A 21,462-nucleotide genomic window follows, 5' to 3' on the forward strand; every position below is an offset into this window, starting at 1 on the left:
GGCCTTGCGGATGCTACCCGCACATTAGAAGCGATAGTTCACACCAGCAAAGTAGCGGCGGCCGAGAATATCGCCATGCACGAAGGTCGGGTAGGATGGGCCTTCATCGAACATGTTGGTCACGCCCGCGCGCAGCGTCAGCCCTTCGCGAAGTTCGTAGAGCGCTGAGAGAGAGTGGACGTAGTTTGCGTCAATCTCCGGGTTGGGATCGTTCTCGATGGTCGCGTCCGGCCGTGCCAGCACGTCGTCGAGGTAATCCATCTGATAGCTCAGGCGCAGCGGGCCGGTGGAATAGGCCGCGTTGAAACGTGCCGTCCAGTCCGGGCGCTGAACAGTATTGTCCGACCGTGTGAAGCTTGTGCCCGTGACGGACGTATTGAGCTTCGCCATATGCGTAGCTTCCAGGCCGAGTGTCACGTCCCCGGTCGCGCCGCTGAAAAGGTCGTTCAGGTCGAAGCCGTAGTTCACGTAATACACTTCGCCGCGGAAGGTGATTTCACCCGCATTGAATGTCGTCGTTCGGCCGGTTGCTGTCGTGCCGGCCGGGTCAGATCCATCCGCAGCCTGAAGACGTGTGAACGCCGAACAGATAGCCGCTGGCTGAGGCGTGCTGTCATAGCAGGTCGCCATGAAATCAGCCGTGGTGAAAGCCGAGAGGCCGTCGGTCAGATCGATCTCGATCCGGTCTGCCGCAACGGTCAGGCCGGGCACAATGAAGTTGTCCAGAACAACGCCGAAAGTGGTCGTCTCGGAAACTTCGTTCAGCAGGTCGGCATTGCCGCCGGTCAGAACACTGGTCACCGAGAAGTTCTCAGCCGGGTTCTGGAAGGTGGCAAGATCGCCATACTGCGGATTGGCGGCCCATTCGGCTTCGCAATTGGCGCGGCGTGTGGCCGGGTTTGGCCCTGCATCAATGCGGTCTGCATCGCAGGGATCAAATCCGCCATTGGCCAGAACGGTGCTCTGGGGCGCAAACAGTTGCTCCAGTGTCGGTGCCCGGAAGTTCCGGCTGCGGGTCACGCGGAAGGTCACGCCATCGGTAACTTCCCAGCGGGAGCCGAGGCTCCAAACGGACTCTTCGCCCGCAATGGAGTTGTCGACGAAACGATACGTGCCGCTTACGTCGAGCGCCTGCACGCCTGGCAATGTCAGGTCACCGCCGATGATCGGCACAAGCACCTCAGCCGAATATTCGTTCGTGTTGTATTTGCCCGAGCTTGGCTCTTCCATCGAACCGGTGCCTACCAGGCCCAGCTGATTGGCCTCAAACGGGGTGAACGAGGCTTCCTCCCGGCGGTGCTCATAGGCCAGCACCACATCAACGGCGCCGGCAGGCAGCGTGAAGAGCTGGGTGCCGATGGTGGCGAGCAGATCGACCTGCTCGTTGTTGTACTCAAACCCGTTACGCGCCGAAACATAGCGCGAGGCAGCTTCGCTGATATTGCCCGCGCCGAAGGGGTTGAGCGGAGCACAGGAGGGGTCATCATTGGTCGTATCGGCGTCGGCGTTGATTGCGCAGACGATACCGCCTGCCCCATCGCTGACGGCATTTACGGCGCGGTTGAAGTTGGCGAAGTTGGCATCCCAGAAGCTTTCTTCACCACTCACATCCGCGTAGCTGGCCGAAGCGCTCCAGTAGAAGTTACGCCCTGCCGCATCGAAATCGCCTTCCAGGCCGGCAAGCGCGCGCCAGGTGGTCGTCTCATTCTCCTGAACATTGTCCGGAAACAGACCATTATAGAAATTGCGCGACAGCCAGAGCGGCGCGCCCGCGCCAAAGCCCGGATTGGCCGCGCTCAGCGTGTCAATCGCCGACTGCGTCAGGAACGGATTGTTCCGCGTGAACATGATCGCGCCCAGTGACGGGCTCGTCTGGTTCAGCACCGTGCGGGCATAGCCCTGCGGCACGCTTTCGCCTGTTGTCTGCGCATAAAGCAGCTCTGTGTTGAGGCGCAGATTGTCGGAAATGTCGTAATGGCCGATCAGGTTGCCGGTGAAGCGCTCAACGCCGGTCCGAAGACCAGCCAGATCGCTATAGCGCGTACCATCGCCGCCTTCGGCAAACGGAATACCCAGAATGTTGCCGGGATTGTAGGGGATGACCGAGCCGTCCGGCGCAAATTGTGCCGGAGCGCCATTCACCGTGGTCATCAGGAAGGGCGGCGGCGCCGGCGCGTTGAAGATGACGCCATTGCCGTTGAAATTCCAGAAATAGGCCGGGATCACTTCCTGCAGCGAGGGGATGCCGTCGTCGGGGCCGGTATCATCCGGATTGCCCTGTGTAATGCGCGAGCGATTGGATTCGGGGAAATCACTGAAGCGCAGAACCGGTGTCGTCGAAGCTTCCAGGTTCAGCGCAACGTTGCCGCGGCCGCCCCCGAAATTCTTGCCTGCCGTGATGCGGCCCGTGATCTGCTCGTAATTGCCAAGTTCATTGTCGCCATACTGAAGATCGAGCTCAACGCCGTCGAAATCGTCCTTCAGAATGTAGTTCACAACCCCTGCGATTGCGTCAGAGCCATAGACAGCCGCGCCGCCTGCCTGCACCACTTCGATCCGGCTGATGAGCCCGGTCGGAATGATGTTGGCGTCAACCTGCGCGTCACCGAGACCACTGGACGTCGTCGCAAAGCGGCGGCCATTGACCAGCGTCAGGGTACGGCCGGTGCCAAGACCGAAAAGCTCCGGATATTGCTGGCCTGAGCCAGAGCTGGTGCCATCGCCAGCCGCCTGGTTCAGCTGAGGCCGCAGCGAGGTGATCTCGTTGAGCGCATCGCCGGCGCTGACCAGGCCGCGCTCTTCAAACGCCGCTTCGCCAAAGGTCACAACCGGCGCGGGCGTCGAGGCCACATCGCGGCGGATACGCGAGCCGGTAATGACAACCGTTTCCAGCGTCGCGGTCTCGTCCTCGGTTACCGGCAAGGTCGCCGCTGGCTCGTCCTGCTCCTGCGCAACGCCGAGCGGTGCAATCAGGGCTGACGCCAGGGCGGCCAGAGCGCACGTATTCAACAGGCTCTTCACGATCACATTCTTCTCCATCGCTGATCTCCGACATCGCGCCGTGCTCCCCGGCCAGTCCCCCAATGGCGCTGGCTGCTGCACGGCTGTTCGTTGGATCTCACGCTAGGAAACAGATGACGGTTTTTTTATACTATTTGCGACAGGCCCGCCCCGCCTTCGGCAACAATTATTCTCCAACGCCCGGCTGGGGAATATTTCTGCCGGGCAGGGTTAAGGCGCTGTCCCGGCCCCGCGCGGACGCAGATAGAAGAGATAGTAGGCGATCCCCAGCGTGGCCCAGCCCCCCAACAGGACATAGGGGCGCCAGTCAGCCGAAATGCCCAAAAGGATAATCAGGAACCCCAGAACGATACCGGCCCCGGCCAGCGCATAAACAATGTTCGCTGGCAGGCTGAACGAAGCGGCGGCGCGCAGCTCCGGCTCCCGGCGGCAGAGACCAATCGCAGCAAGACAGGTCGCGGCATATTTCAGGATCGTCGGAATGTTCACCGCGAGGAACAGAAAAACGAGGTTCTGCGGCATAAACAGGCCGAGGCAGCAGAGACCAAAAGCGAGGAAAACGGCGTTCTGCGGAATACCCCGCGCCTCATTCGTCTTGCCCAGGAAGGATGGCAGCATCCCTGCCCGCGACATCGCATAGAGAAACCGCGTCATGATGACGAAAGTGGCATTGATCGAGCTGCCAATGGCCACAAAAGCGCAGACCAGAATGAGCGCCCGCCCGCCCTCACCAAGCGAGACCAGCGCCGCGTCCAGCAGCGGCGCAGACGACGCGCCCAGCGCAGCGGCGCCCAGAATGCCGATCGCGATGACCGCTACCCCGAAATAGATCGCCGCCGTCAGTGCCACTGAAATGCCGATGCCCAGCGGGATATTCCGCCGCGGATTGCGCACTTCCCCGCCCACTTCCGTCGCACTCTCAATGCCCAGGAACAGGGAGATCAGCAGGGGAATGGCGGCCAGAATGCCCAGAATGCCCTTGTCCGCGAAGGGCTGGAAATTGGCTGGCTCAACATGCCCCGCCCCGCCAAACACGAATACCGCGCACGTGGCCAGCAGGATCACCAGCATCACGGCCTGGCTGCGCGCCACAAACGAAACGCCTGCCAGATTTATCAGGAATATCGCGGCAAAAATGCCAAACATCACCAGCTTTGTGGGCAAGGCAATCAGGGACGACATGTAGGATACCAGCACCATTGTCAGCACGATCAGCGCTGCTGTGCTGCCGGCAATCCGCATCCAGCTGATGATAAACCCCGCGAAAGGATGCACAAACCGCCGGGGCCATTCAAATGAAGCACCCGTCGCTGGCGCCGCGGCGCCCATGAAGGAATAGATCAGCGCAAAGACAATCATCGGCACAATGGCAATCACCATCGACACCAGCATGGCTGGCCCAGCCACGGCGGCTGCCGGCGCCAGGATCGAGAAGATCGACACCCCCACCGCCGTCCCGAGCCCCAGCGACACAACGCCGAACAGGCCGACATTGCGCTTCAGGCCATCGGCAGCAGGCGGGGCATCAGACATGGTAACTTCCTCAGGCAATATGGCGCTTCTGGCCGCTGGCGCGATACGCCGCAAGTCCGCTGGCGAGGCGCCCAAGCCCTTCGCTCAGCCTTTCAGGCGGCAGACCATAGCCGACCCTAAGGTAGCCCGGCGCTCCGAAACATTCGCCCGGAACAACCACAACGCCCTGCTTGGCCGAAAGCCATTGGGAAAGCGCGCGCGTGTCTTCCACACCAATGAGCTGCGGGAAACAGGTGCACCCCTGCAGGGTAACGCCTGGCGCGATCAGCCCCTGCGCTGCCATCTCGCTCAACGCCGCCGCCACAATCGGGCGCGACGCGTTCATGATGTCATTGCGCCACCGGTCAAACACATCCGCCTTCGCCAGCACCTCGGCAGAAACACAATGAGACAGGCGCGACACGTTGAAATCGGCACGCTCCGAATAATCCCTGAGCCGCCGCAGCAGGCGGCGCCCGGCGATGATCCATCCACACCGCAGCGTGCTCAATCCGAAAATCTTCGTCAGGCTGCTGAGGCGCAGAACATTGTCATGCTGCACCGGGTCAAGGCCCGGCCCGGCATTGCCAAGATAGTCGCGGTAAACCTCGTCCAGCATCAACAGAACACCGCGCTCTGCCAGCGCCCGCGCCAGAGATCCCAGCGTCTCGTCGCTTACATAAGCACCGCTCGGATTGTGCAGGTTCGTCAGCACCACCATCCGTGTGTCGGCGTGCAGCGCCTCCAGAATACCTTCAACCGATATGCCAAAGCCCGGCGCCTCGCGGCGGAAGAAGTCGGCCTGCACACCCACATCGCGCGCCATGTTGGCAAAGATGTCAAAGCCCGGCGCCTCGACCAGTATCCGGTCCCCCGGCGACAGAAGCGCCGTGTAGATCATTGAAACGGCGCTGGTGGCGCCCGTCGTGCAGAGAATGGACTCTTCGGGCACACCATAGCGCGCCGCCAGGTGTTCGCCCACATCCGGATTGTTCCGCATAAAGACGCTTTTATAGGAATCCGGGAACCCGTCGCGAAATGCCGTGCGAATAATATCGCCCAACATGTCGACCGGCTCGGGCACCGAGCTTTCAAACAGAGGGATCGTGCCAGGCTCGCCCGACCGCATCAATGTCAGCATGTCCCGCACCCAATGGGCAAAGCTCAGGACATTTTCGTCGGAACTGTCAGATGCGTCCACTGTGAGATAATCCTTACCCTTTAAATCTTTTATGTTTTCAGGCCGTCACAGGCGCTTTAGGCCATCGCAGTGCAGCGCCATGCCAGCAAACTGACACCCTGAATCGAAATTGTTTATGCAAAGGCCGCGCTGGCGCCCGCCGCCAGCGCATAAATGTTCTTCCACAGCGCGTTCGCCCGCTGGAGAGCATTTTCCGGTCTGTGGCGCCTGGCGTCACGGGCTTCAGTCCGCCGCCATGCTGGCAAAACAGGCTTCCGGCGCCACGCCCTCAACCCGCTCCCACTGCATGCCCTCAAATGTATCGCCTTCGGCCTCCAGCGTCGCAGGCACACCGCGTACACACGCGCCAAACGCGTCGCTCGCCGGATAGATCATCTGCCCGTCGATATGCAGCGCGCGAACATACGCTTCCTCTTCAGCGCCCAGCTCGGCGGAAACGAAGTCGCTCCACGCCTCGATCGTCAGCTCCACATCGCCGCGCTCGCGCAGCGTGAATACCTCGCGCAGCAGCATATCAAGCGTGCGCGCCCCGCCGCTCGCGGCCCGGATGCGCGAATCCAGATCGGCAAAATAAAGCGCGCCGCGCTCATACGGCGCATGCCGGATGCGGCCGTCATTGAACCCCACCTGGCCAATTTCAATCGCAGACATTTCCCGCGCCGGATTGGTATAATATCGCTCGCTCAGCGCGTTGAGCTCAGAGACATATTCCTCCATCGGAACACGTCCCGCACGGAATGGCGCGGTATGCTCGTAATAGGTGGTGAGACCTTCGGAAAACCAGTTCGTCAGCACATGCTCGCCGCTCAATCCGCCCACCCACATATGGATCATTTCATGGGCAAGCGTCGAGCGCGGCGAGTGCCCGCCCATTTCTTCGGGCAAGGCAGGCCCGCGCGACAGCATGAAAGAATTGGCCAGCGCGGTGGCCCCGCCATAAGGCTCGGTATCCAGCTGGCGAAGGAACACACGGTAATCCGGCGCCGGATCGAGATAAGCAAAGAACTCGCCAAAAAAGTCATATAAATCTTTGGCGTAGGCCATCTCGGCGGCCACATCGAAGGGAAAATCGCCCAGCCAATAGGCGCGGAAATGGCTCTCCTCCTCCGCAGGTGGATATTGCCCGGCCTGCCCCGCCATCAGCCAGCCCTGCATCAGGGCGGCAGGCGGCCCGTTAACGGTCACGCGCCCCTCACCGAATGTGGTGACCCCTACCGCACCCGGCCCGAACTCCGTCAGGTCCCACTCAAGAACCGACTGGCTGGCCTCGGCATTCACCGGCACGATCATATAGCCCGCGCCCGAGCCACTGACCCCGCCTTTTGACGGCCGGATGCCAAAGGCCGGCCCGGAAGGTCCCCCCTCAGGCTGGACCAGCGCCCGGTAGCTGATGTCGAGAGGGAATTCGACATCACGGGTCGCCGTCCAGTGCCGGAAGTACGGGAAACCGCCGGGCACTGGGTCGTCCTGCTCAAGGGTGAACGCAACCGGGCCGGCCTCGTCCGTCACACGCAGATCAAGAATTCGATCCGCAATGCCCATGACATTCACATACACAACCGGCGCAGACAGCTTCAGGCGGGTTTCCCCGTCCTTCAGGTCACCATGCAGGCGAGACGTGACGGCGATGGCTTCCACCATCCCGTCCTCGCCCAGCTCGGGCCGGAGGGTTATTTCGTAGGAGGCTTCCGGCCCGGCAGGCGCCGCAGGTGCGGTCTCCCCCGGCGCTGCCTGGCAGGCAGCCGCAGCCATCAGCGTGCAGAAGACCGAGCCCGCCACGCGCAAGGAACGGACGCCACATGCGGCCACGCTCCCTACCCGATACCTCGCGTTTGCCATCGCCAGCCTCTCTCCAGTTCAAGGGGCAACTTTCTTGAAGGATGGCAGAATAGTCCTTTCGATAATGCGCCCGAATAGTGCGCCTCTGCATGAATGCCCCGCCATAGGCCCGCCACCGGGATAGATATTTCGCTGACTTCCACACGCCCCGCCCTATTCGATTAGAGTTCCCCGGGCGGCGCGCTAGTCTCTCCCTGACACGCCCCAGAGGAGCCCGCCTTATGATCCCCGCCCGCTCGACACCTGCCGCCTTCAGCGCCGCCGCGCTCCTCCTGGCCACCCTGCTCTCCGCCTGCGCCGCCCCGGCTGAAACGCCCACGCTCGCCCCCGCCGAAGTGGCGACTCCGACGGACATGGAAATCGCCCTCACCCCCCGCCGCCCCACCGGCGACAAGGTCGAGACCATCGACGTGACGCTCACCATCCGCGAGCCTGCCCTCGCAGCGGGCGACACCTTCCTCTCCATGGCCATCGTTCGCGTCATGGCGCCAGGTGCGCTCAATCGCCCCGAAACACTGATCGCAGAAGACGCCGCCGGCCCGCTGCCCCTCACCATCGAGGAAGACCCCGTCGACCCGTCAGACTTCCGCCAGGACCGACGCTGGCTCGCCGCCCGCGCCACGCAGGGCGACGTCACCGTCCGCTACACAATCGAGCCGCGCGTCATCACATCCGCCACCCGCCCCGGCCCGCTGATCGACACGCGCACAGAGCTCACCGGCTTTTACGGCTCAGGCAACACAATGCTTGCCCTTCCCGTCTCCGGTTGGCCGCGCGAGGTAGCGCTGGACTGGAACCTCGAAGACCTCACCCCCGGCGCCCGCGCTGCCTCCAGCCTCGGCGAAGGCGATGTCACCGCCACGGTCACCGCGCAAAATCTCAACAACAGCTTCTTCTTCGCCGGCCCCCTGCGCAGCCAGCCCGAAGACGGCGCCGGCGACTTTGCCATCTACTGGATCACCCCCGCCGCCTTCGATCTCGACGGCGCCGCCGCCTGGACCCAGGAAGCCTACGCCTATTTCAACGGCTTCTTCGGCGCCAGCGACACGCCCTTCCGCGTCTTCATGCGCACCACCGAACGCTTCCAGGGCGGCGGTGGCGGCGGCTTCAACTCCTTCATCTTCGGCACCGTCGAAGGCGAAGATCGCGACCCCGATGAAGTCCGCGGCCTTCTCGCCCACGAGGCGCTCCACCATTTCGTTGGTGGATATGGCGATGGCGGCGGCGCGGGCGGCCAGCAATGGTATTCGGAAGGGGTGACCAATTACTACACCGTGGTGCTGCCTTACCGCGCCGGCCTCACCAGCCTTGAACACTACATCAACGACTTCAACGGCTACGCCAAATCCTACTACACCAATCCGCAGTCGAACCTTTCCAACACCGAAGTCACCCGCCTCTTCTTTGCCGACGGAAACGCCCAGATCGTGCCCTATAATCGCGGGCCGCTCTATGTCGCCCTCACCGATGCCCGCATCCGTGCCGCGTCCGGCGGAGCGCTCCGCGTGGACAATCTCATCTTCGATTTCATTGACGCACAGAAAGGTGCCGAGGACGGCGTCGCCCTCTGGCATGATCTGGCCGAAGTCTATCTCGGCGAAGAAGGCGGCGCCGAATTCCGCGCCATGATGGAGGGCGCCCCGCTGGATCTACCCTCAGACCTCTTCGGCCCGTGCTTTGTGGCCGAAGACCAGATGTTGCAGAACTTCGTCGTCGGGTTCCGTCCCTATAAGGATGAAGACGGCCGCACACGGGCCGGCCCCATCGTGCCGGGCACCGCCGCCGAAGCCGCAGGCGTCGCGCGCTACGACATCATCACAAACCCCGAAGCCCTCGAAGCAGCCGAAACCGCCGCCCCCGGCACACCGCTCACCCTGAACCTTCAGCGCGATACCGAAACCCTCAGCCGCACCTATACGCCATGGACGTCCCCCACTCCCGGCAAGCAATGGGTCCGCACGCAGGTTCCCGAAACCGACTGCAATCTCTGAAATCAGGTCCGGCAGTCCGGCTACCGGCGCCCCACTCCGACAATGCGTTTGGCCAAACCCCCGATGAAACGGCTACCCGCATTCGTGGCGGTAAACACCCACCGGGCCACGCCCGTCCCGTCCCGCCCGGCGCGCATGCAGTAATCAAAGGCGTAGATCAGCACCATCAGCGACGACAGGATAATCAGCCCATCTGCCAGCGGCGGCAAAAACGGAAACCCGCCCCTGGGCCACAGAACAATGATCGCGTTGCCGATCCCGAATGCAAACAGCGACCGGCGGCCCATCGCCATCAGCCAGCGCGGCGCGCGGTTACTTAGCGGCGCCACCAGCAACACCCACAACAGCAGCACACAAATTCCGCCGAACACGAACACATAGGCCGGATGATTGAGGTTGCGCAGTTGCAAATTGGTCAGCGTATCCCAATCGACCGTGTATCCCGGAATCGAGAACGCATAGACCAGCGCGAGCGCAAACACCGCCGCGAGAGGCAGCTGCATCCTCGCAAAATGCCGCCGGGGGCTGGGGTGCTCACCGCTGCGCCGGATGCTGTCGCCGATCCAGATACCCGCCATCAGCAACACGAAGCTGTGCAGGATTGACGGCCCCGCGACCTCGGGCGCCGCGCCCGCGCCAACGACAAGATCCATGAGCCGCTGCAATATCGGCTGCCCGGCAACCTTGGGCGGTGTCGGCACCATCTTCAACGCCATGAACGCCGCATGGACTGCCAGAGACGCTGCAAACAGGGCCCAGAAATTGAACCGCTTCAGAGCGTAAACAATGGCAGGGATGAGCAGGAACATGATCGTGTAGAAAACCAGGATCTGCGCATAGGGCATGGCCCCAAGAAGCGCCAGAGACCCCAGCGCATACATCCATCCGGAAGGATCAATCACCCAGATAGCAAAAACATTGACCGCATACAGAGCGTAACACTGCAGAGACTTTGTCACATAATCCTGCAGCGTTTCTCCCGGATCGGTCTGAGACGAGCGCGGAATATACAGCAGCGGAATCATCGCCCCGAACAGCACGATCAGCATCGGCGTGGGAATCCGCGATATGAAGGATAACTCTGGCGGCAGGATATAGAACACCTGCGTGAAACTGTGCGCCATCAGCGCCAGGAAGATGGCAATCGTCCGCGCCAGGTCGAGACCCTGGATCGAAACGGAAGGATTGCGCTCCAGAGCGTCTTCGGCGCCCGGCGCCTGCCCCTCCTGCATCGCGACCAGATCGCCGATCGGCATATTGGCCCAGTTATCGGGCACATGTCCGAGAAATCTCTCCAGTGTAAGGACCATCTGGACATAATTGAGCGAGTCGCCGCCCGCTTCGGTAAAACTCCAGCGCGGATCAAGGTTGTCCCGCCCGAGGACTGACGCAATCGCAGCGCCAAGCGTCGTGGCCGCAATCGGTCCGGGTTCCGGGCGATAGCTCCGGATCGTTGCATAGTCGGTCTTGCCCGAAGGCAGGCGGGGGATTTCGCCGACCTCAACCGCCGTAATCAACGAGGCCGGAATACCCAGATCCTGCGCCAGCAGGCCAGGAACGCGCGCTTCGCTGCCCGGCGTCGTGCTGGCGACCACGATGCCGGAATCATCCCCGGAAACCGCCGCGCTCACGCCCTCTGCGGCCAGCCGCCGCTCAATATCGTCAAACCCCAGCCGCAGGCCAAACAGCTTTGCAAACCGGCTGATTCGGCCGACAATCCGGTAATAGCCACGCTCATTGCGCACGGCGATGTCACCGGTGTGGATTTCATCCGTGCCCTGGGGTTTGGCCAGATCGGCGCGGGTCACCGCATACCCCATCATCACATTGGGGCCTTTATAGACCAGTTCACCGGCGCCTTCGGGCAAGCCCTCGGCATCCTCAATCGGCTCAAGGTGAAAGCTGCCGCCCGGCACCGCAACTCCCACGCAATCGGGATAGGCCGCCGCGTCCGCCGGCGGCAGATACGCCATCCGCGGCGCCGCTTCGGTCTGGCCATACATGACATAGAACCGCTTGCCGGAGCGATCAGCCCACTGAGCAAATTTCTGAACGCTCTCGGGCGAGAGCTTTCCGCCCGCCTGGGTGAGGTATCTCAGGCTCTTATGGTCGCGCTCCAGAAATCCGCCAAGTTCAAGCAGCTGATAGCTGTGCGGAACCCCGGCAATGCTGGTCACGCCCTCCCGGTCCACGATGTCCCAGAACGCGGGCTCTGCCACAGAGCGGTCGGTCAGCACGAGCGTATGCCCCAGAAGCAAATGCGTATGCAGGACCGAAAGGCCGAAGGAATAATGCGCCGGAAGGGAGGTAATGGCCCGCTCCCCCGGCTGGAATTCCAGATACTCGGCAATCGCCAACGCGTTGCTGCGCAGGTTTTCATGAGACAGCCGGACGAGCTTCTGGCTGCCGGTCGACCCCGAAGTTGAAAGCAGAACCGCCAGATCGGGCGACATGTCGGCCCGCTCGCGGCTCAACGCGGTCAGCTTCCAGATGCCGCCAGCACAGACATACGCCGCGTTCGGCTTGAACGTCTGCTCAATCGAGTGAACGCCCTCGCCGGCGCTCGCAATGACGACATGCCCAGCGCGCAGAGCGCCAATGTAGAACGCAATCGACTGAACATCATTCTGCATCTCGACCGAGATGAGCGCCCGCTCAGGTCCGATTGCCTGCGCCGCTGTATCGGCCAGCTGGGCAAGCTCAGCATAGGACACGCTGGAGCCATCTTCACGGACAAGCGCGGTCGCGCTGCCAAAACGTTCGATTCCCTCGAACAAACGCCCTATCAGCCGGGCGCCATGCGCCGGTCCTGAGGCCTCGTCATGTCCAATGTTGGGAACCATGCATCGATCTTGTGAGACAAAGCAAACACTTAGCAAGACCTGTGCCGATGTGGGGCGAATTCCGGCTAAGGCCAGTCGCCTGCAACGAGCTGTGCTCAGCCGGGGCCGTCAGAATCAGGTCGGAAATTGCCCATCCGAAAGGCAAAGCTGGCCACCATTTGTGCGTGGCCCAGATCTCTGCATTTCATTTAACTTTGTCTGGAGCGGGCGAAGAGATTCGAACTCTCGACCCCAACCTTGGCAAGGTTGTGCTCTACCACTGAGCTACGCCCGCATCCGACTGGTATGTCCGCCTTCTCAGCGGAGCGGACGGAATATGCGGGAAGCGGCGCCTTTGCAAGAGCCAAATGAGCCCCCGCCTGCACAAATTGTGAGATAAAGCGGCGCGTCCCGTTTCAGCCCCGGAGGACCGCGCGGATCTGATCGGGGCGTACCTCGCGGCCGTCCGCGTCCACGAACGCGGCGCGGATGGCGCCCTTCGATCCGGCCTTGGTGAAGCTGATCGGCGCGGGCTCTCCCTGGCCCAGCCAGACATCGCCCCATTGGGTCAGCCCGATCAGGATCGGCCGCAGGGAAATTCCCATTGCCGAGAGCACATATTCAGGCCGCGCGCGCTTGCCCGGCACCTTGTAGGTCCGCTTGGTCAGCAGCCCGGCATCCACCAGAATCTTCAGCCGGCCCGACAGCACGGTCCGGGGGCATTTCAGCTCCGACTGGAAATCATCAAACCGGCGCACGCCATAAAGCGCGGCGCGCAGAATCAGCAGCGTCCAGCGGTCGCCGATCAGTTCGATGGCGCGGGCCAGGTTGCAGTTTTCCGGCGGAATGGGAGAGCGGCGGGCAAGGGGTATCTGACTCATGATGATAAACCTGAAAGGGTTCGCTTTCTAAATCCAGAGGGGACGGCACACCTTTTCACGAAATGGTCAGACCTTTGTCATCCCGTCGTCCGCATTCACCCCGATAGCCCGTGAAGCGATTCTCAGGAGTATGCCTATGCGTCTCAGCGTGGTTTTGACGGCCCTCTTTGCGGCAAGCCTGATCCCGGCCTGCGCGGCGCCCCAGGATGCCGGCGCAGGGGCCGCGCCCGTCATTGAAACTGTCCCGAAACGTCCTGAAGTGTCCCGATCTGTCCCGGAAGTGTCCGCGCGTGACGGGCTTTGGCGCGCCTCTGACCATGCCGAAACGCTGATTGCCGCCTCCTGCCCGGCGGGCACACGGCGCCAGCAGCCTCTGCCGATTGATCTGGCCGTAACCCCGGTTTCCCTCGGCCAACCCGATCAGATTGCGCGCCAGCTGCCCGAAACTGTAAGCATTTCAGGGGCCTGGGAACTCTCGTCCAGCAACTCCAATCTCGGCGGTCTCTCCGGCCTGGCCCTCTTGCCCGCCTCGCAAGGCGGCGGCCTGCTCACCGTCTCCGATGCGGGCGCCTTCGTCTGGATCGACCTGGAAAACGGCGCCCCCACCGCCGCAAAAATCGCCTATATGCAAGGCTCTGACGGCGCCCAGCTCACCGGCAAGGCAGAAGGCGACGCCGAAGGGCTCGTCTGGTCTGATGGTCTCGCCCTCGTCAGCTTCGAGCGCGCCTTCCGCATCGAAGCCTTCGCCCTGAGCGCCTGCGGATCTGCGGCCCGCGCCGCGCGCGTTGCCACCCTCCCGGATAAGCACGATAATCGCAATATCGATGAAAATCAGGGTCCTGAGGCAATTTTTCTCACGCCGGAAGGCGCCCTCGGCTTTGGCTATGAGGGCATGCTCAGCATCTCGCCGCTCGGCCAGGTAAACGCCAATGGCACCGCCGCCTGGACCGGTGAACGGGCTTCCGCTCCGGCCCTGTATGGCCTTGTCGCCCGCGAGACTGTCACCCTGCCAGACGGATCGCATCGCGCCGTGGAGATGTTCCGCGCCTGGGACCCGATCCGGGGCAACCGCATTCGTCTGACATGGGGGAAAAGCGACGCAGACTCCCTAACGCTCAGCCGCCCCCTGCTGGTGGATAATTTCGAGGGCCTCGCCGCAGAACCCCTGCAGAATGGGGCGATCCGCGTCTGGATAGTGTCGGACAACAACTTTTCGGGCAGCCAGCGAACCCTGCTCTATGCCTTCGATATTACAATCTCACAGAGCTGAGCAGTGTATGCCGCTTCCCAAAGGCATGGGGAGCCACTAGATTTGCAAAGCACAAGGGCTGCTGCGCCCGCATGGGACTGATCTCCGGCGACCTTACTTTCCGTCAGGGAGCTGGCATTCTGGCTGGGGCCGTGGCCCTGGCTCATCTGGCGCCCACCTAGTCTCTAGGTCGACGGGAGTGAAATGTGCCCGGCGGCGACGTGGTTCTTGTGCACTCTTGCCCTTTCTGCCGAGCCCAGCGAGGACTAGGAGGGCCTGTATGAGTATCGAAGCCGACAAGACTGCCCTGCGCCACCGGATGCGCACCCTTCGCGCAGAGGCCGCCGCCCGCGATCCTGACGCCGCAGAGCGCCTCGCAGACATTTTTCCGATGAAACTTCTGGAGCGTTACGGCCCGGTCGTGTCGGGCTATGTCGCCATCAATGAGGAACTTGATCCTTTCCCCCTGATGGAGCGCCTGGCCCGCGCCGGGGCCGAGCTTTGCCTGCCCCGCATGGAGGAAACCGGCATCAGCTGGCGGCTCTGGTCCCCTGGCGAACCGCTGGACCGGCGCCCGTTCGGCCTTTCCGAGCCCTCCGCTGACGCGCCGGAAGTGACCCCAACCCTCGTTCTGACGCCCCTCCTGGCCTATGACACGCTGGGAAACCGGCTCGGCTATGGCCGGGGCCATTACGACGCCGCCCTGGAAAAACTTCGCGCCAAGGGCCGCGCCTTCGCCTGCGCGATCGCCTATGCCGCCCAGCAGATCGACAAGGTGCCCTGCGAACCCCACGACCAGCCGCTCGATTGGGCGATCACGCCCATTGGCTCTGTTCCGCTGTTCATGATGCGGAACCGCAGCTCCCTGACGGCGCCCGCAACCGATGGCGGCGACGCCAGCTGACCCTCGGGGTTTTGCTTAACAAATAGTTGGCGCATAACTTGCTCTTCACGAAGGCTTAACCTTCGGAGGACGTCATGGGTGAGATCGGCAAAGCTGGGTCAAATTTCTGGACCAAGACAGGCCAAAACATCGACGCGCTGGTTGTTTCCTGCCTCATGGCGGTCGCGGCCGGGGGCATCACAGCTCTGACGCCCGCTCCCGCTCCATCGCCTTACACCGGCAAAGCGCCTCAGCAGATTGCCGCCGCCCTGCCCCAGGCGGCCCCGCGCACCTCCGGCACCATGTACTACCCCTGGACTGCGCCAAAGCCCTACACGCCCGACCTGCCCGAGCCCAAAGCGCCTGCTACACCGTTGAATTCTCAGGAATCCTTTCTGACGCGCCTGGAAACACCTGACGCAGACAGCATGCTGTACGCGTCCAACTATGACGTCAAAGACAGCCATTATGGCTGCCATTGGCGGGGCGAGAATGTCGAAAAGACCCCCAGCGGCGCCCTGCTGGCGATCCACCGCGTCAAAGGCGCGTCCCAACCCTGCACCGCCGCCGAAATGCAGACTGCCGGTCATTACAGCTATGGCCGCTATGAAGTGATCATGCGTCCGGCACGCGGATCAGGCCTGGTTTCGTCCTTCTTCACCTATACAGGCGGCTATTTTGGCGACCCCCATGATGAAATCGACATCGAATTCCTGGGCAAGGACACAACCCGAATTCACTTCAACTATTTTCGCAAAGGCAAGACCGGCGCCGACGAGATCTTCGATCTTCCCTTCGATGCCGCCGATGCAGACCGCCTCTATGCGTTCGAATGGACGCCTGAGGGCATCACCTGGTTTGTCGAAGGCGTGCCCTATTACACCACGCCGGCAGAAGATTCCGGCCTGCCGGTTGCACCCGGACGGGTCTACATGAACGTGTGGGCGGGCGAACCCTGGATCGAGCAATGGACGGGCACGCCGACATACCGGTCCGGCGCAGGCGCCCATTACAGCTGCGTCTCATTCGTACCGCTGGGCCAAAAAGGCGCCGGATGCGGCGACGATTATACGCCGCCTGCCGTCCTCAGCCCTTGATATCGTTGATGATCTGCTCGCGGGCGATCGGCAGCAAACGCGCCATTTCTTCCCGGACCTGGGCCTCCGTGCGGGTCAGCCCGGCCTTTTCGAGATCGCCGCGCACCTTGCGCACGACATCATCGTCTCCAGCCTCTTCGAGGTCTGCGATCACCACGGATTTCGCATAGACGTCGGCATCGGCGTCTTTCAGCCCAAGCAGCTCAGCGGCCCAGAGGCCCAGGAGCTTGTTGCGGCGCGCGTTGATCTTGAACTGTGTTTCCTGATCAAGGGCGTAGCGAGCTTCCTCTGCGCGTTCGCGATCATCGAATGTGCTCATGAAGGTGGCCCTTTCGCTTCTGCCGGTCTCTATCGGCGCTGATATAGGGTGGATCATCAGGTGTTCGCAATAATTGTTTCTGTCACGGGTTTCGCGTAACAGTCCGCGCTTCAGGGGAGCGGGGCGAATGATTCCCGTTGGCAACGCATTTCCCTACGAACGCGCAGGAAAGGCCGGACGAGATGAACAAGCGCCGCGTCATCTACGAAGGAAAAGCGAAAATCCTCTATGAGGGCCCCGAACCGGGCACGCTGATCCAGTATTTCAAGGACGACACCACCGCGTTCGATGCGACCAAGAAGGCCGTGCTCGATGGTAAAGGGGTTCTGAACAACCGCATCAGCGAGTTCATCATGACCCATCTGACGTCGGTTGGCGTGCCCAACCACTTCATACGCCGCCTCAATATGCGCGAGCAGCTGGTCCGCAAGGTCGACATCATCCCGCTCGAAGTGGTCGTGCGCAACATCGCCGCAGGATCGCTTTCCACGCGCCTCGGAATTCCCGAAGGCCAGTCCCTTCCGCGCCCGCTGGTGGAGTTCTACTTCAAGAACGATGCCCTGCATGACCCCATGGTCTCCGAGGAGCACATTGCCGCCTTTGGCTGGGCCACCGCCCAGGAATATGACGACATCATCGCCCTCGCCCTGCGCGTGAACGATTTCATGTCGGGTCTCTTCGCAGGCGCCGGCATCCGCCTGGTCGATTTCAAGATCGAGTTTGGCCGCTGGTTCGAGAATGACCACGACATGCCGCGCATCCTTCTGGCCGACGAAATCAGCCCGGACAGCTGCCGCCTCTGGGACGCCAAAACCGGCGAAAAGATGGACAAGGACCGCTTCCGCCGCGACATGGGCGGCGTAACCGAGGCTTATGCCGAAGTTGCCCGCCGTCTCGGCATCATCCGGGAATCAGGCGAAGAGACCGACAACGTCATCCACTTCACCGGCGGGAGCAAATAATGAAAGCGGTCGTTCACGTATCCCTTAAATCCGGCGTGCTGGACCCTCAGGGCAAGGCCGTTGCCGACACCCTCGCCCGCATGGGCTATAGCGAAGTCGGCAGCGCCCGCGTCGGCAAGGTGATCGAGCTGGACCTGACAGGCGCCCCGGACAAATCCGCTGCCGAAGCGCGCGTCAAGGAAATGTGCGAGAAGCTGCTGGCGAATACCGTCATCGAAAGCTACCGCATCGAACTGGTGTGAGCTGCCGTGCAGCGCGGATGTGAAGGGGCCCCTCCGGGCCCCTTTTTGTTTGTGGTTGCCGTCTGGGCCGTCTCAGACCAAAGATAAAAATTGATTAGTGAGCGATTGATCACTTGCTATTACTGCGCCCTCATGCTACATCCGGCCTGAACACACGGGAGCCCCTGCCTCATGGCCGCCAAATCCACCTCTACAAAAGCCAATGGCAAATCCGCAACCCCTTCCAAAGGTGGCGCAAAGAACGGCGAAAAGGCAACCGTCACAAAGCCTGAGGAGCCCATCCGCCGCCCCCGCGTGCGCGATGCCCGGCCGAAAATCGAGCGCGCGGCGCTGGAGCTGTTTGTGACGGTCGGGGTGGACGCTGCCACCACACGGGAGATTGCCGAAAGCGCGCAGGTCTCCGAAGGCGCGCTTTACCGCCACTACAAGGGCAAGGATGAACTCGCCCTTGCCCTGTTCATGGAAACGCACAATCGCCTCTCCGCGATGCTGGCCGAAGCCCTGGGTGGCCAGGGCGGCCTTGATGAAAAGGTCCATGCCGCCGTCGCTGCCTATTGTTCTCTGGCAGACGAGGATTTCCTTCTGTTCTCGTTCCACCTCGTCTCGCTGAACAAATACCTGCCCTATGACAAACGCCGCGCAGACGATCCGGTTTCCATCACGGAAGGGATCATCATGGACCTGATGGACGCTGCCGCCATCCCTAAGGGCGACCCCGCCCTGAAGGCCGCCATGGCGCTGGGCGTCGTCATGCAGGCGGGGCAAAACAAGATCTATAACCGCCTGCCCGGCCCACTCTCGCGCCACGCCCCGGCGCTGGCCCGCGCTGTTCTGGCCGTTCTCAAGTCCAACTGATCGTTCCCTCTACGGAGCATATCCACATGCGCGGCACTCTCTTCCAGGTGGCCTATTGGGTCCTCTCGATCTTCTATGTCCTCGTTTCACTGCCCTTCCTGGCCTGGCCGGGCCACAGCCCCGTGCGGGCGATCATCCGCAGCTACACGCGGGCGATGAACCTGGCGCTGCGCCATATTGCGGGCATCCGCAAGGAAGTGCGCGGACGCGAGCGACTGCCGCAAGGCGCCTTCGTGATCGGCGCCAAGCACCAGAGCTGGGGCGATGGCTTCCTGATCTATCCTGAAGTCAAAGACCTCGCCTTTGTCACCGGCGACCATCTTGAGCGCTTTCCGCTCGTCGGCGGCATCCTCAAGAAGCTCGGCGCCATCGTTATCGACACTTGCGGCGGCGGCGAGAAGAAGGCTTCCTCGCTCGCCGATGGCATGAACAAGGCCAAGGCCGATGGTCGCCGCGTGTTGATCTATCCGGAAGGCCATCTGGCGCCTGTGGGCTATCACTTCCGCTACAAAGCCGGGCTCTGGCACATGGCCGAAGCGATGGGTGTGCCCGTTGTGCCGGTTGCCACCAATATCGGCGTCTTCTGGCAGCAGCAGGAAGCCCCGCGCCGCCCCGGCACCGCTGTCATCGAATTCCTCGACCCCATCCCGCCGGGCCTGCCCAAGGCAGAGTTCCTCGCCCGGCTGACCGAGGCAGTGGAACGCCGCACGGCTGAGCTGGTGGCCGAGGCGACCGGCCAGCCATTCACACCAACAACCCTGATCCCGGACCCGCCCAATGGGTTTGAGGCCTCGCCGACAGCGAGTGATCTTGCCGCCTACAAGAAGGCTTGAGCTCTGCCCCAAACCGCCTATCTAACCTGCACAGGCAGGAGGACGGCCTCCCCCATATCGGGAACGCTTCGGGACGGCCCGTTTACGGGAGCCCCCCATGCCTTGGGTCTTTCTTGTTATCGCCGGTCTTCTGGAAATCGTCTGGGCAACCTCGATGAAGCAATCGGCCGGGTTCACCCGCCTCGGCCCCAGCCTCATTACCCTCGCCGCCATGCCTGCCAGCTTCCTGCTGCTGGCGCTTGCCATGCGCAGCCTGCCGCTGGGCACGTCTTACATGGTGTGGACGGGCATTGGCGCGGTGGGCGCGTTTATTGTGGGCATCCTGTGGATGGGCGAAGCCATAACGCCTCTGCGCGTGCTGGCGGCGGCGCTGATTGCCGGCGGTATGATCCTGATGAAAATCGCTGAATAATTCCGCATTTAATCCGGTCCGCGAGCCCCCGAGAATTTAGGCATATCCAAGTGAGGTTGAGCGGGGCGACGAAATGCCCGCTTTGCTTTGGATCAATTGGCCGCTCCATGGATGCTTGCCAACGCACACCAGGGATTGCAATCTCCTCTTTCAGAAATGGAAGGGGAGATTTTTTATGGTTCGGAAATCGGCTGCCTTGCTGGCCGCATTCGTTTTCTCGCAGGTTTCTGCGGCCGACACTGCCGCGCTTTCCTGGGAACAGCCCGCCGACACAATTTACGCGGTTGATGGCTCAGATGCAGGGACAGGAACCAACTTCTACAGTTTTTCCAGACTCATCAAGGTAAGCGGGGGCACTGGCCCAATTGTCACTTTGAACTGTCAAGCGATGTCCACGGGAGCTCACTCTCTGAACGTTGCTATCCAGATGGACCCGCAAAATACGTATGAGGAAGACCCAAAAGAGCGGCTGCGACTTTTGAACATCAATGTCGCTCTCACCGTTGATGGCAAACGGCAGTTCGAAAAATTCATGATGCACCCCAAATCCACGAAAATTATACCGATCGACAAAGCGGTAGGTAAGCGAATCTACAACGCTGCGGTCACTGGTTCATCCGTGAGCATCAAGGTGCAAGGCAGCACTTATGATCTGGAAATTCCGGACAAAGACGATGCATTCATCGCATTCGCTCGTATCTGCCCGACGACAAACGGTGGCACTTTCGACAACTCAATCTTCGAAAATGTACAAGCACCAACCTGAAGCCGTAACGCCTCTGCGCGTGCTGGCGGCGGCGCTGATTGCCGGCGGTATGATCCTGATGAAGGTGGCGAGCGAATAGGCTCAAGCCATCAGGGCCGCCCGCCACAGCGCGCACTTAGCTTCCAGATTGAGGGATGCGTAGGCGGGGCTCGTGGAGGGCAGGACGACCGCCTCTGCGCTGGCTGGCTGGTGCTGGGCGGCGTGTTTGCGGAAGCTGGCGGCTGCCTTGCCGCCATTGAGGCCTATATGGCGAATGTTTGGATGCGCGGCGAAGAAGGTGGCGAAGTCGTTTGGCACTTCGCCGCGGATAGCAGCGTCCAGGCTGCCCTCGCGCTGGCAGAGCTGCAGCACGTCCCAGACGGCCACCTTGCGCCGCGCCAGTACCCTCACACGGTCAGGATAGGACAAATCGGGACACGCGCCGAACAAAGCGCACATGATCGGCCAGAAGGCGTTGCGGGGATGGGCGTAATACTGGCCCGCCTCCAGAGAGGCGATGCCGGGCATACTGCCCAGGATCAGGATTTCAGCATCGGGGGCAGCAATCGGGGGGAAACCTCGAATCTGCATCGGCGGC

18 protein-coding genes and 1 tRNA gene are annotated in these 21,462 nt (G+C 62.0%); 10 read left to right on the forward strand and 9 right to left on the reverse strand.

Features of this window, described 5'->3' with window-relative positions:
- Positions 1–24: 24 nt before the first annotated feature.
- The 4 genes from HNE_RS12815 to HNE_RS12830 form a co-directional block, all read right to left on the reverse strand.
- A complete protein-coding gene (locus HNE_RS12815; RefSeq protein ID WP_011647580.1) occupies positions 25–3,039 on the reverse strand; it encodes a TonB-dependent receptor domain-containing protein in 3,015 nt (1,004 codons plus the stop codon).
- Between the two features lie 192 nt (positions 3,040–3,231).
- Positions 3,232–4,554, reverse strand: coding sequence for an APC family permease (locus tag HNE_RS12820; protein WP_011647581.1), 1,323 nt, complete (start codon positions 4,552–4,554; stop codon positions 3,232–3,234).
- Between the two features lie 10 nt (positions 4,555–4,564).
- Complete coding sequence (locus HNE_RS12825) at positions 4,565–5,734, reverse strand: pyridoxal phosphate-dependent aminotransferase (protein WP_049755134.1); 1,170 nt, start codon at positions 5,732–5,734, stop codon at positions 4,565–4,567.
- A gap of 222 nt (positions 5,735–5,956) precedes the next feature.
- Positions 5,957–7,573, reverse strand: coding sequence for a putative lipoprotein (locus HNE_RS12830; protein ID WP_011647584.1), 1,617 nt, complete (start codon positions 7,571–7,573; stop codon positions 5,957–5,959).
- Positions 7,574–7,794: 221 nt separating this feature from the next.
- On the opposite strand from HNE_RS12830, the gene HNE_RS12835 reads away from it, so the two are divergent.
- Positions 7,795–9,564 carry a lipoprotein gene (locus HNE_RS12835; protein ID WP_011647585.1) on the forward strand — a complete coding sequence of 590 codons (1,770 nt, stop codon included), beginning with the start codon at positions 7,795–7,797 and terminating at the stop codon, positions 9,562–9,564.
- A 20-nt stretch (positions 9,565–9,584) separates the two neighbouring features.
- Here the strand turns inward: HNE_RS12835 and HNE_RS18100 are convergent, their stop codons facing one another.
- The 3 genes from HNE_RS18100 to HNE_RS12850 form a co-directional block, all read right to left on the reverse strand.
- Entirely contained in the window at positions 9,585–12,407 is a 2,823-nt protein-coding gene (locus HNE_RS18100; RefSeq protein ID WP_049755135.1) for an AMP-binding protein, read from the reverse strand.
- Between the two features lie 199 nt (positions 12,408–12,606).
- A tRNA-Gly gene (locus tag HNE_RS12845) sits at positions 12,607–12,681 on the reverse strand.
- A 121-nt stretch (positions 12,682–12,802) separates the two neighbouring features.
- Entirely contained in the window at positions 12,803–13,267 is a 465-nt protein-coding gene (locus tag HNE_RS12850; protein ID WP_011647587.1) for a winged helix-turn-helix transcriptional regulator, read from the reverse strand.
- A 136-nt stretch (positions 13,268–13,403) separates the two neighbouring features.
- Here HNE_RS12850 and HNE_RS12855 point away from each other — a divergent pair, with 136 nt between their 5' ends.
- The 3 genes from HNE_RS12855 (at position 13,404) to HNE_RS18105 (ending at position 16,496) form a co-directional block, all read left to right on the forward strand.
- Positions 13,404–14,537, forward strand: coding sequence for an esterase-like activity of phytase family protein (locus HNE_RS12855; protein ID WP_035592581.1), 1,134 nt, complete (start codon positions 13,404–13,406; stop codon positions 14,535–14,537).
- Positions 14,538–14,796: 259 nt separating this feature from the next.
- Positions 14,797–15,420: a 5-formyltetrahydrofolate cyclo-ligase gene (locus HNE_RS12860; protein ID WP_011647589.1), complete on the forward strand. Its 624-nt coding sequence runs from the start codon at positions 14,797–14,799 to the stop codon at positions 15,418–15,420.
- Positions 15,421–15,494: 74 nt separating this feature from the next.
- Positions 15,495–16,496: a glycoside hydrolase family 16 protein gene (locus HNE_RS18105; protein WP_049755136.1), complete on the forward strand. Its 1,002-nt coding sequence runs from the start codon at positions 15,495–15,497 to the stop codon at positions 16,494–16,496.
- Here HNE_RS18105 and HNE_RS12870 read toward each other — a convergent pair.
- Positions 16,486–16,815, reverse strand: coding sequence for a DUF1476 domain-containing protein (locus tag HNE_RS12870; RefSeq protein WP_011647591.1), 330 nt, complete (start codon positions 16,813–16,815; stop codon positions 16,486–16,488). The genes HNE_RS18105 and HNE_RS12870 overlap by 11 nt on opposite strands.
- Positions 16,816–16,997: 182 nt before the next feature.
- Here HNE_RS12870 and purC point away from each other — a divergent pair, with 182 nt between their 5' ends.
- From purC to HNE_RS12900, 6 genes are all read left to right on the forward strand, one after another.
- Complete coding sequence (gene purC / locus HNE_RS12875; RefSeq protein ID WP_011647592.1) at positions 16,998–17,777, forward strand: phosphoribosylaminoimidazolesuccinocarboxamide synthase; 780 nt, start codon at positions 16,998–17,000, stop codon at positions 17,775–17,777.
- Positions 17,777–18,019, forward strand: a complete 243-nt coding sequence (gene purS / locus HNE_RS12880) for a phosphoribosylformylglycinamidine synthase subunit PurS (RefSeq protein WP_011647593.1) — start codon at positions 17,777–17,779, stop codon at positions 18,017–18,019. The genes purC and purS overlap by 1 nt, the downstream gene beginning before the upstream one ends.
- Positions 18,020–18,190: 171 nt before the next feature.
- Entirely contained in the window at positions 18,191–18,874 is a 684-nt protein-coding gene (locus tag HNE_RS12885) for a TetR/AcrR family transcriptional regulator (RefSeq protein WP_011647594.1), read from the forward strand.
- A gap of 26 nt (positions 18,875–18,900) precedes the next feature.
- Positions 18,901–19,707, forward strand: a complete 807-nt coding sequence (locus tag HNE_RS12890; protein WP_011647595.1) for a lysophospholipid acyltransferase family protein — start codon at positions 18,901–18,903, stop codon at positions 19,705–19,707.
- A 97-nt stretch (positions 19,708–19,804) separates the two neighbouring features.
- A complete protein-coding gene (locus tag HNE_RS12895; RefSeq protein WP_011647596.1) occupies positions 19,805–20,119 on the forward strand; it encodes a DMT family transporter in 315 nt (104 codons plus the stop codon).
- A gap of 175 nt (positions 20,120–20,294) precedes the next feature.
- Positions 20,295–20,885 carry a hypothetical protein gene (locus HNE_RS12900; RefSeq protein WP_035592584.1) on the forward strand — a complete coding sequence of 197 codons (591 nt, stop codon included), beginning with the start codon at positions 20,295–20,297 and terminating at the stop codon, positions 20,883–20,885.
- 81 nt (positions 20,886–20,966) lie between these two features.
- On the opposite strand, the gene HNE_RS12905 is transcribed toward HNE_RS12900, so the two are convergent.
- Positions 20,967–21,455: a DNA-deoxyinosine glycosylase gene (locus HNE_RS12905; protein ID WP_011647598.1), complete on the reverse strand. Its 489-nt coding sequence runs from the start codon at positions 21,453–21,455 to the stop codon at positions 20,967–20,969.
- Positions 21,456–21,462 lie beyond the last annotated feature (7 nt).

This window comes from Hyphomonas neptunium ATCC 15444, assembly GCF_000013025.1.
Classification (GTDB): Bacteria; Pseudomonadota; Alphaproteobacteria; order Caulobacterales; family Hyphomonadaceae; genus Hyphomonas; species Hyphomonas neptunia.

Excerpts from the sequence above, each read along its gene's own strand:
- HNE_RS12815 (WP_011647580.1), bottom strand. The coding sequence starts at position 3,039 with ATGGAGAAGAATGTGATCGTGAAGAGCCTGTTGAATACGTGCGCTCTG.
- HNE_RS12820 (WP_011647581.1), bottom strand. The coding sequence starts at position 4,554 with ATGTCTGATGCCCCGCCTGCTGCCGATGGCCTGAAGCGCAATGTCGGC.
- HNE_RS12830 (WP_011647584.1), bottom strand. The coding sequence starts at position 7,573 with ATGGCAAACGCGAGGTATCGGGTAGGGAGCGTGGCCGCATGTGGCGTC.
- HNE_RS12835 (WP_011647585.1), top strand. The coding sequence starts at position 7,795 with ATGATCCCCGCCCGCTCGACACCTGCCGCCTTCAGCGCCGCCGCGCTC.
- HNE_RS18100 (WP_049755135.1), bottom strand. The coding sequence starts at position 12,407 with ATGGTTCCCAACATTGGACATGACGAGGCCTCAGGACCGGCGCATGGC.
- HNE_RS12850 (WP_011647587.1), bottom strand. The coding sequence starts at position 13,267 with ATGAGTCAGATACCCCTTGCCCGCCGCTCTCCCATTCCGCCGGAAAAC.
- HNE_RS12855 (WP_035592581.1), top strand. The coding sequence starts at position 13,404 with ATGCGTCTCAGCGTGGTTTTGACGGCCCTCTTTGCGGCAAGCCTGATC.
- HNE_RS12860 (WP_011647589.1), top strand. The coding sequence starts at position 14,797 with ATGAGTATCGAAGCCGACAAGACTGCCCTGCGCCACCGGATGCGCACC.
- HNE_RS18105 (WP_049755136.1), top strand. The coding sequence starts at position 15,495 with ATGGGTGAGATCGGCAAAGCTGGGTCAAATTTCTGGACCAAGACAGGC.
- HNE_RS12870 (WP_011647591.1), bottom strand. The coding sequence starts at position 16,815 with ATGAGCACATTCGATGATCGCGAACGCGCAGAGGAAGCTCGCTACGCC.
- purC (WP_011647592.1), top strand. The coding sequence starts at position 16,998 with ATGAACAAGCGCCGCGTCATCTACGAAGGAAAAGCGAAAATCCTCTAT.
- purS (WP_011647593.1), top strand. The coding sequence starts at position 17,777 with ATGAAAGCGGTCGTTCACGTATCCCTTAAATCCGGCGTGCTGGACCCT.
- HNE_RS12885 (WP_011647594.1), top strand. The coding sequence starts at position 18,191 with ATGGCCGCCAAATCCACCTCTACAAAAGCCAATGGCAAATCCGCAACC.
- HNE_RS12890 (WP_011647595.1), top strand. The coding sequence starts at position 18,901 with ATGCGCGGCACTCTCTTCCAGGTGGCCTATTGGGTCCTCTCGATCTTC.
- HNE_RS12895 (WP_011647596.1), top strand. The coding sequence starts at position 19,805 with ATGCCTTGGGTCTTTCTTGTTATCGCCGGTCTTCTGGAAATCGTCTGG.
- HNE_RS12900 (WP_035592584.1), top strand. The coding sequence starts at position 20,295 with ATGGTTCGGAAATCGGCTGCCTTGCTGGCCGCATTCGTTTTCTCGCAG.
- HNE_RS12905 (WP_011647598.1), bottom strand. The coding sequence starts at position 21,455 with ATGCAGATTCGAGGTTTCCCCCCGATTGCTGCCCCCGATGCTGAAATC.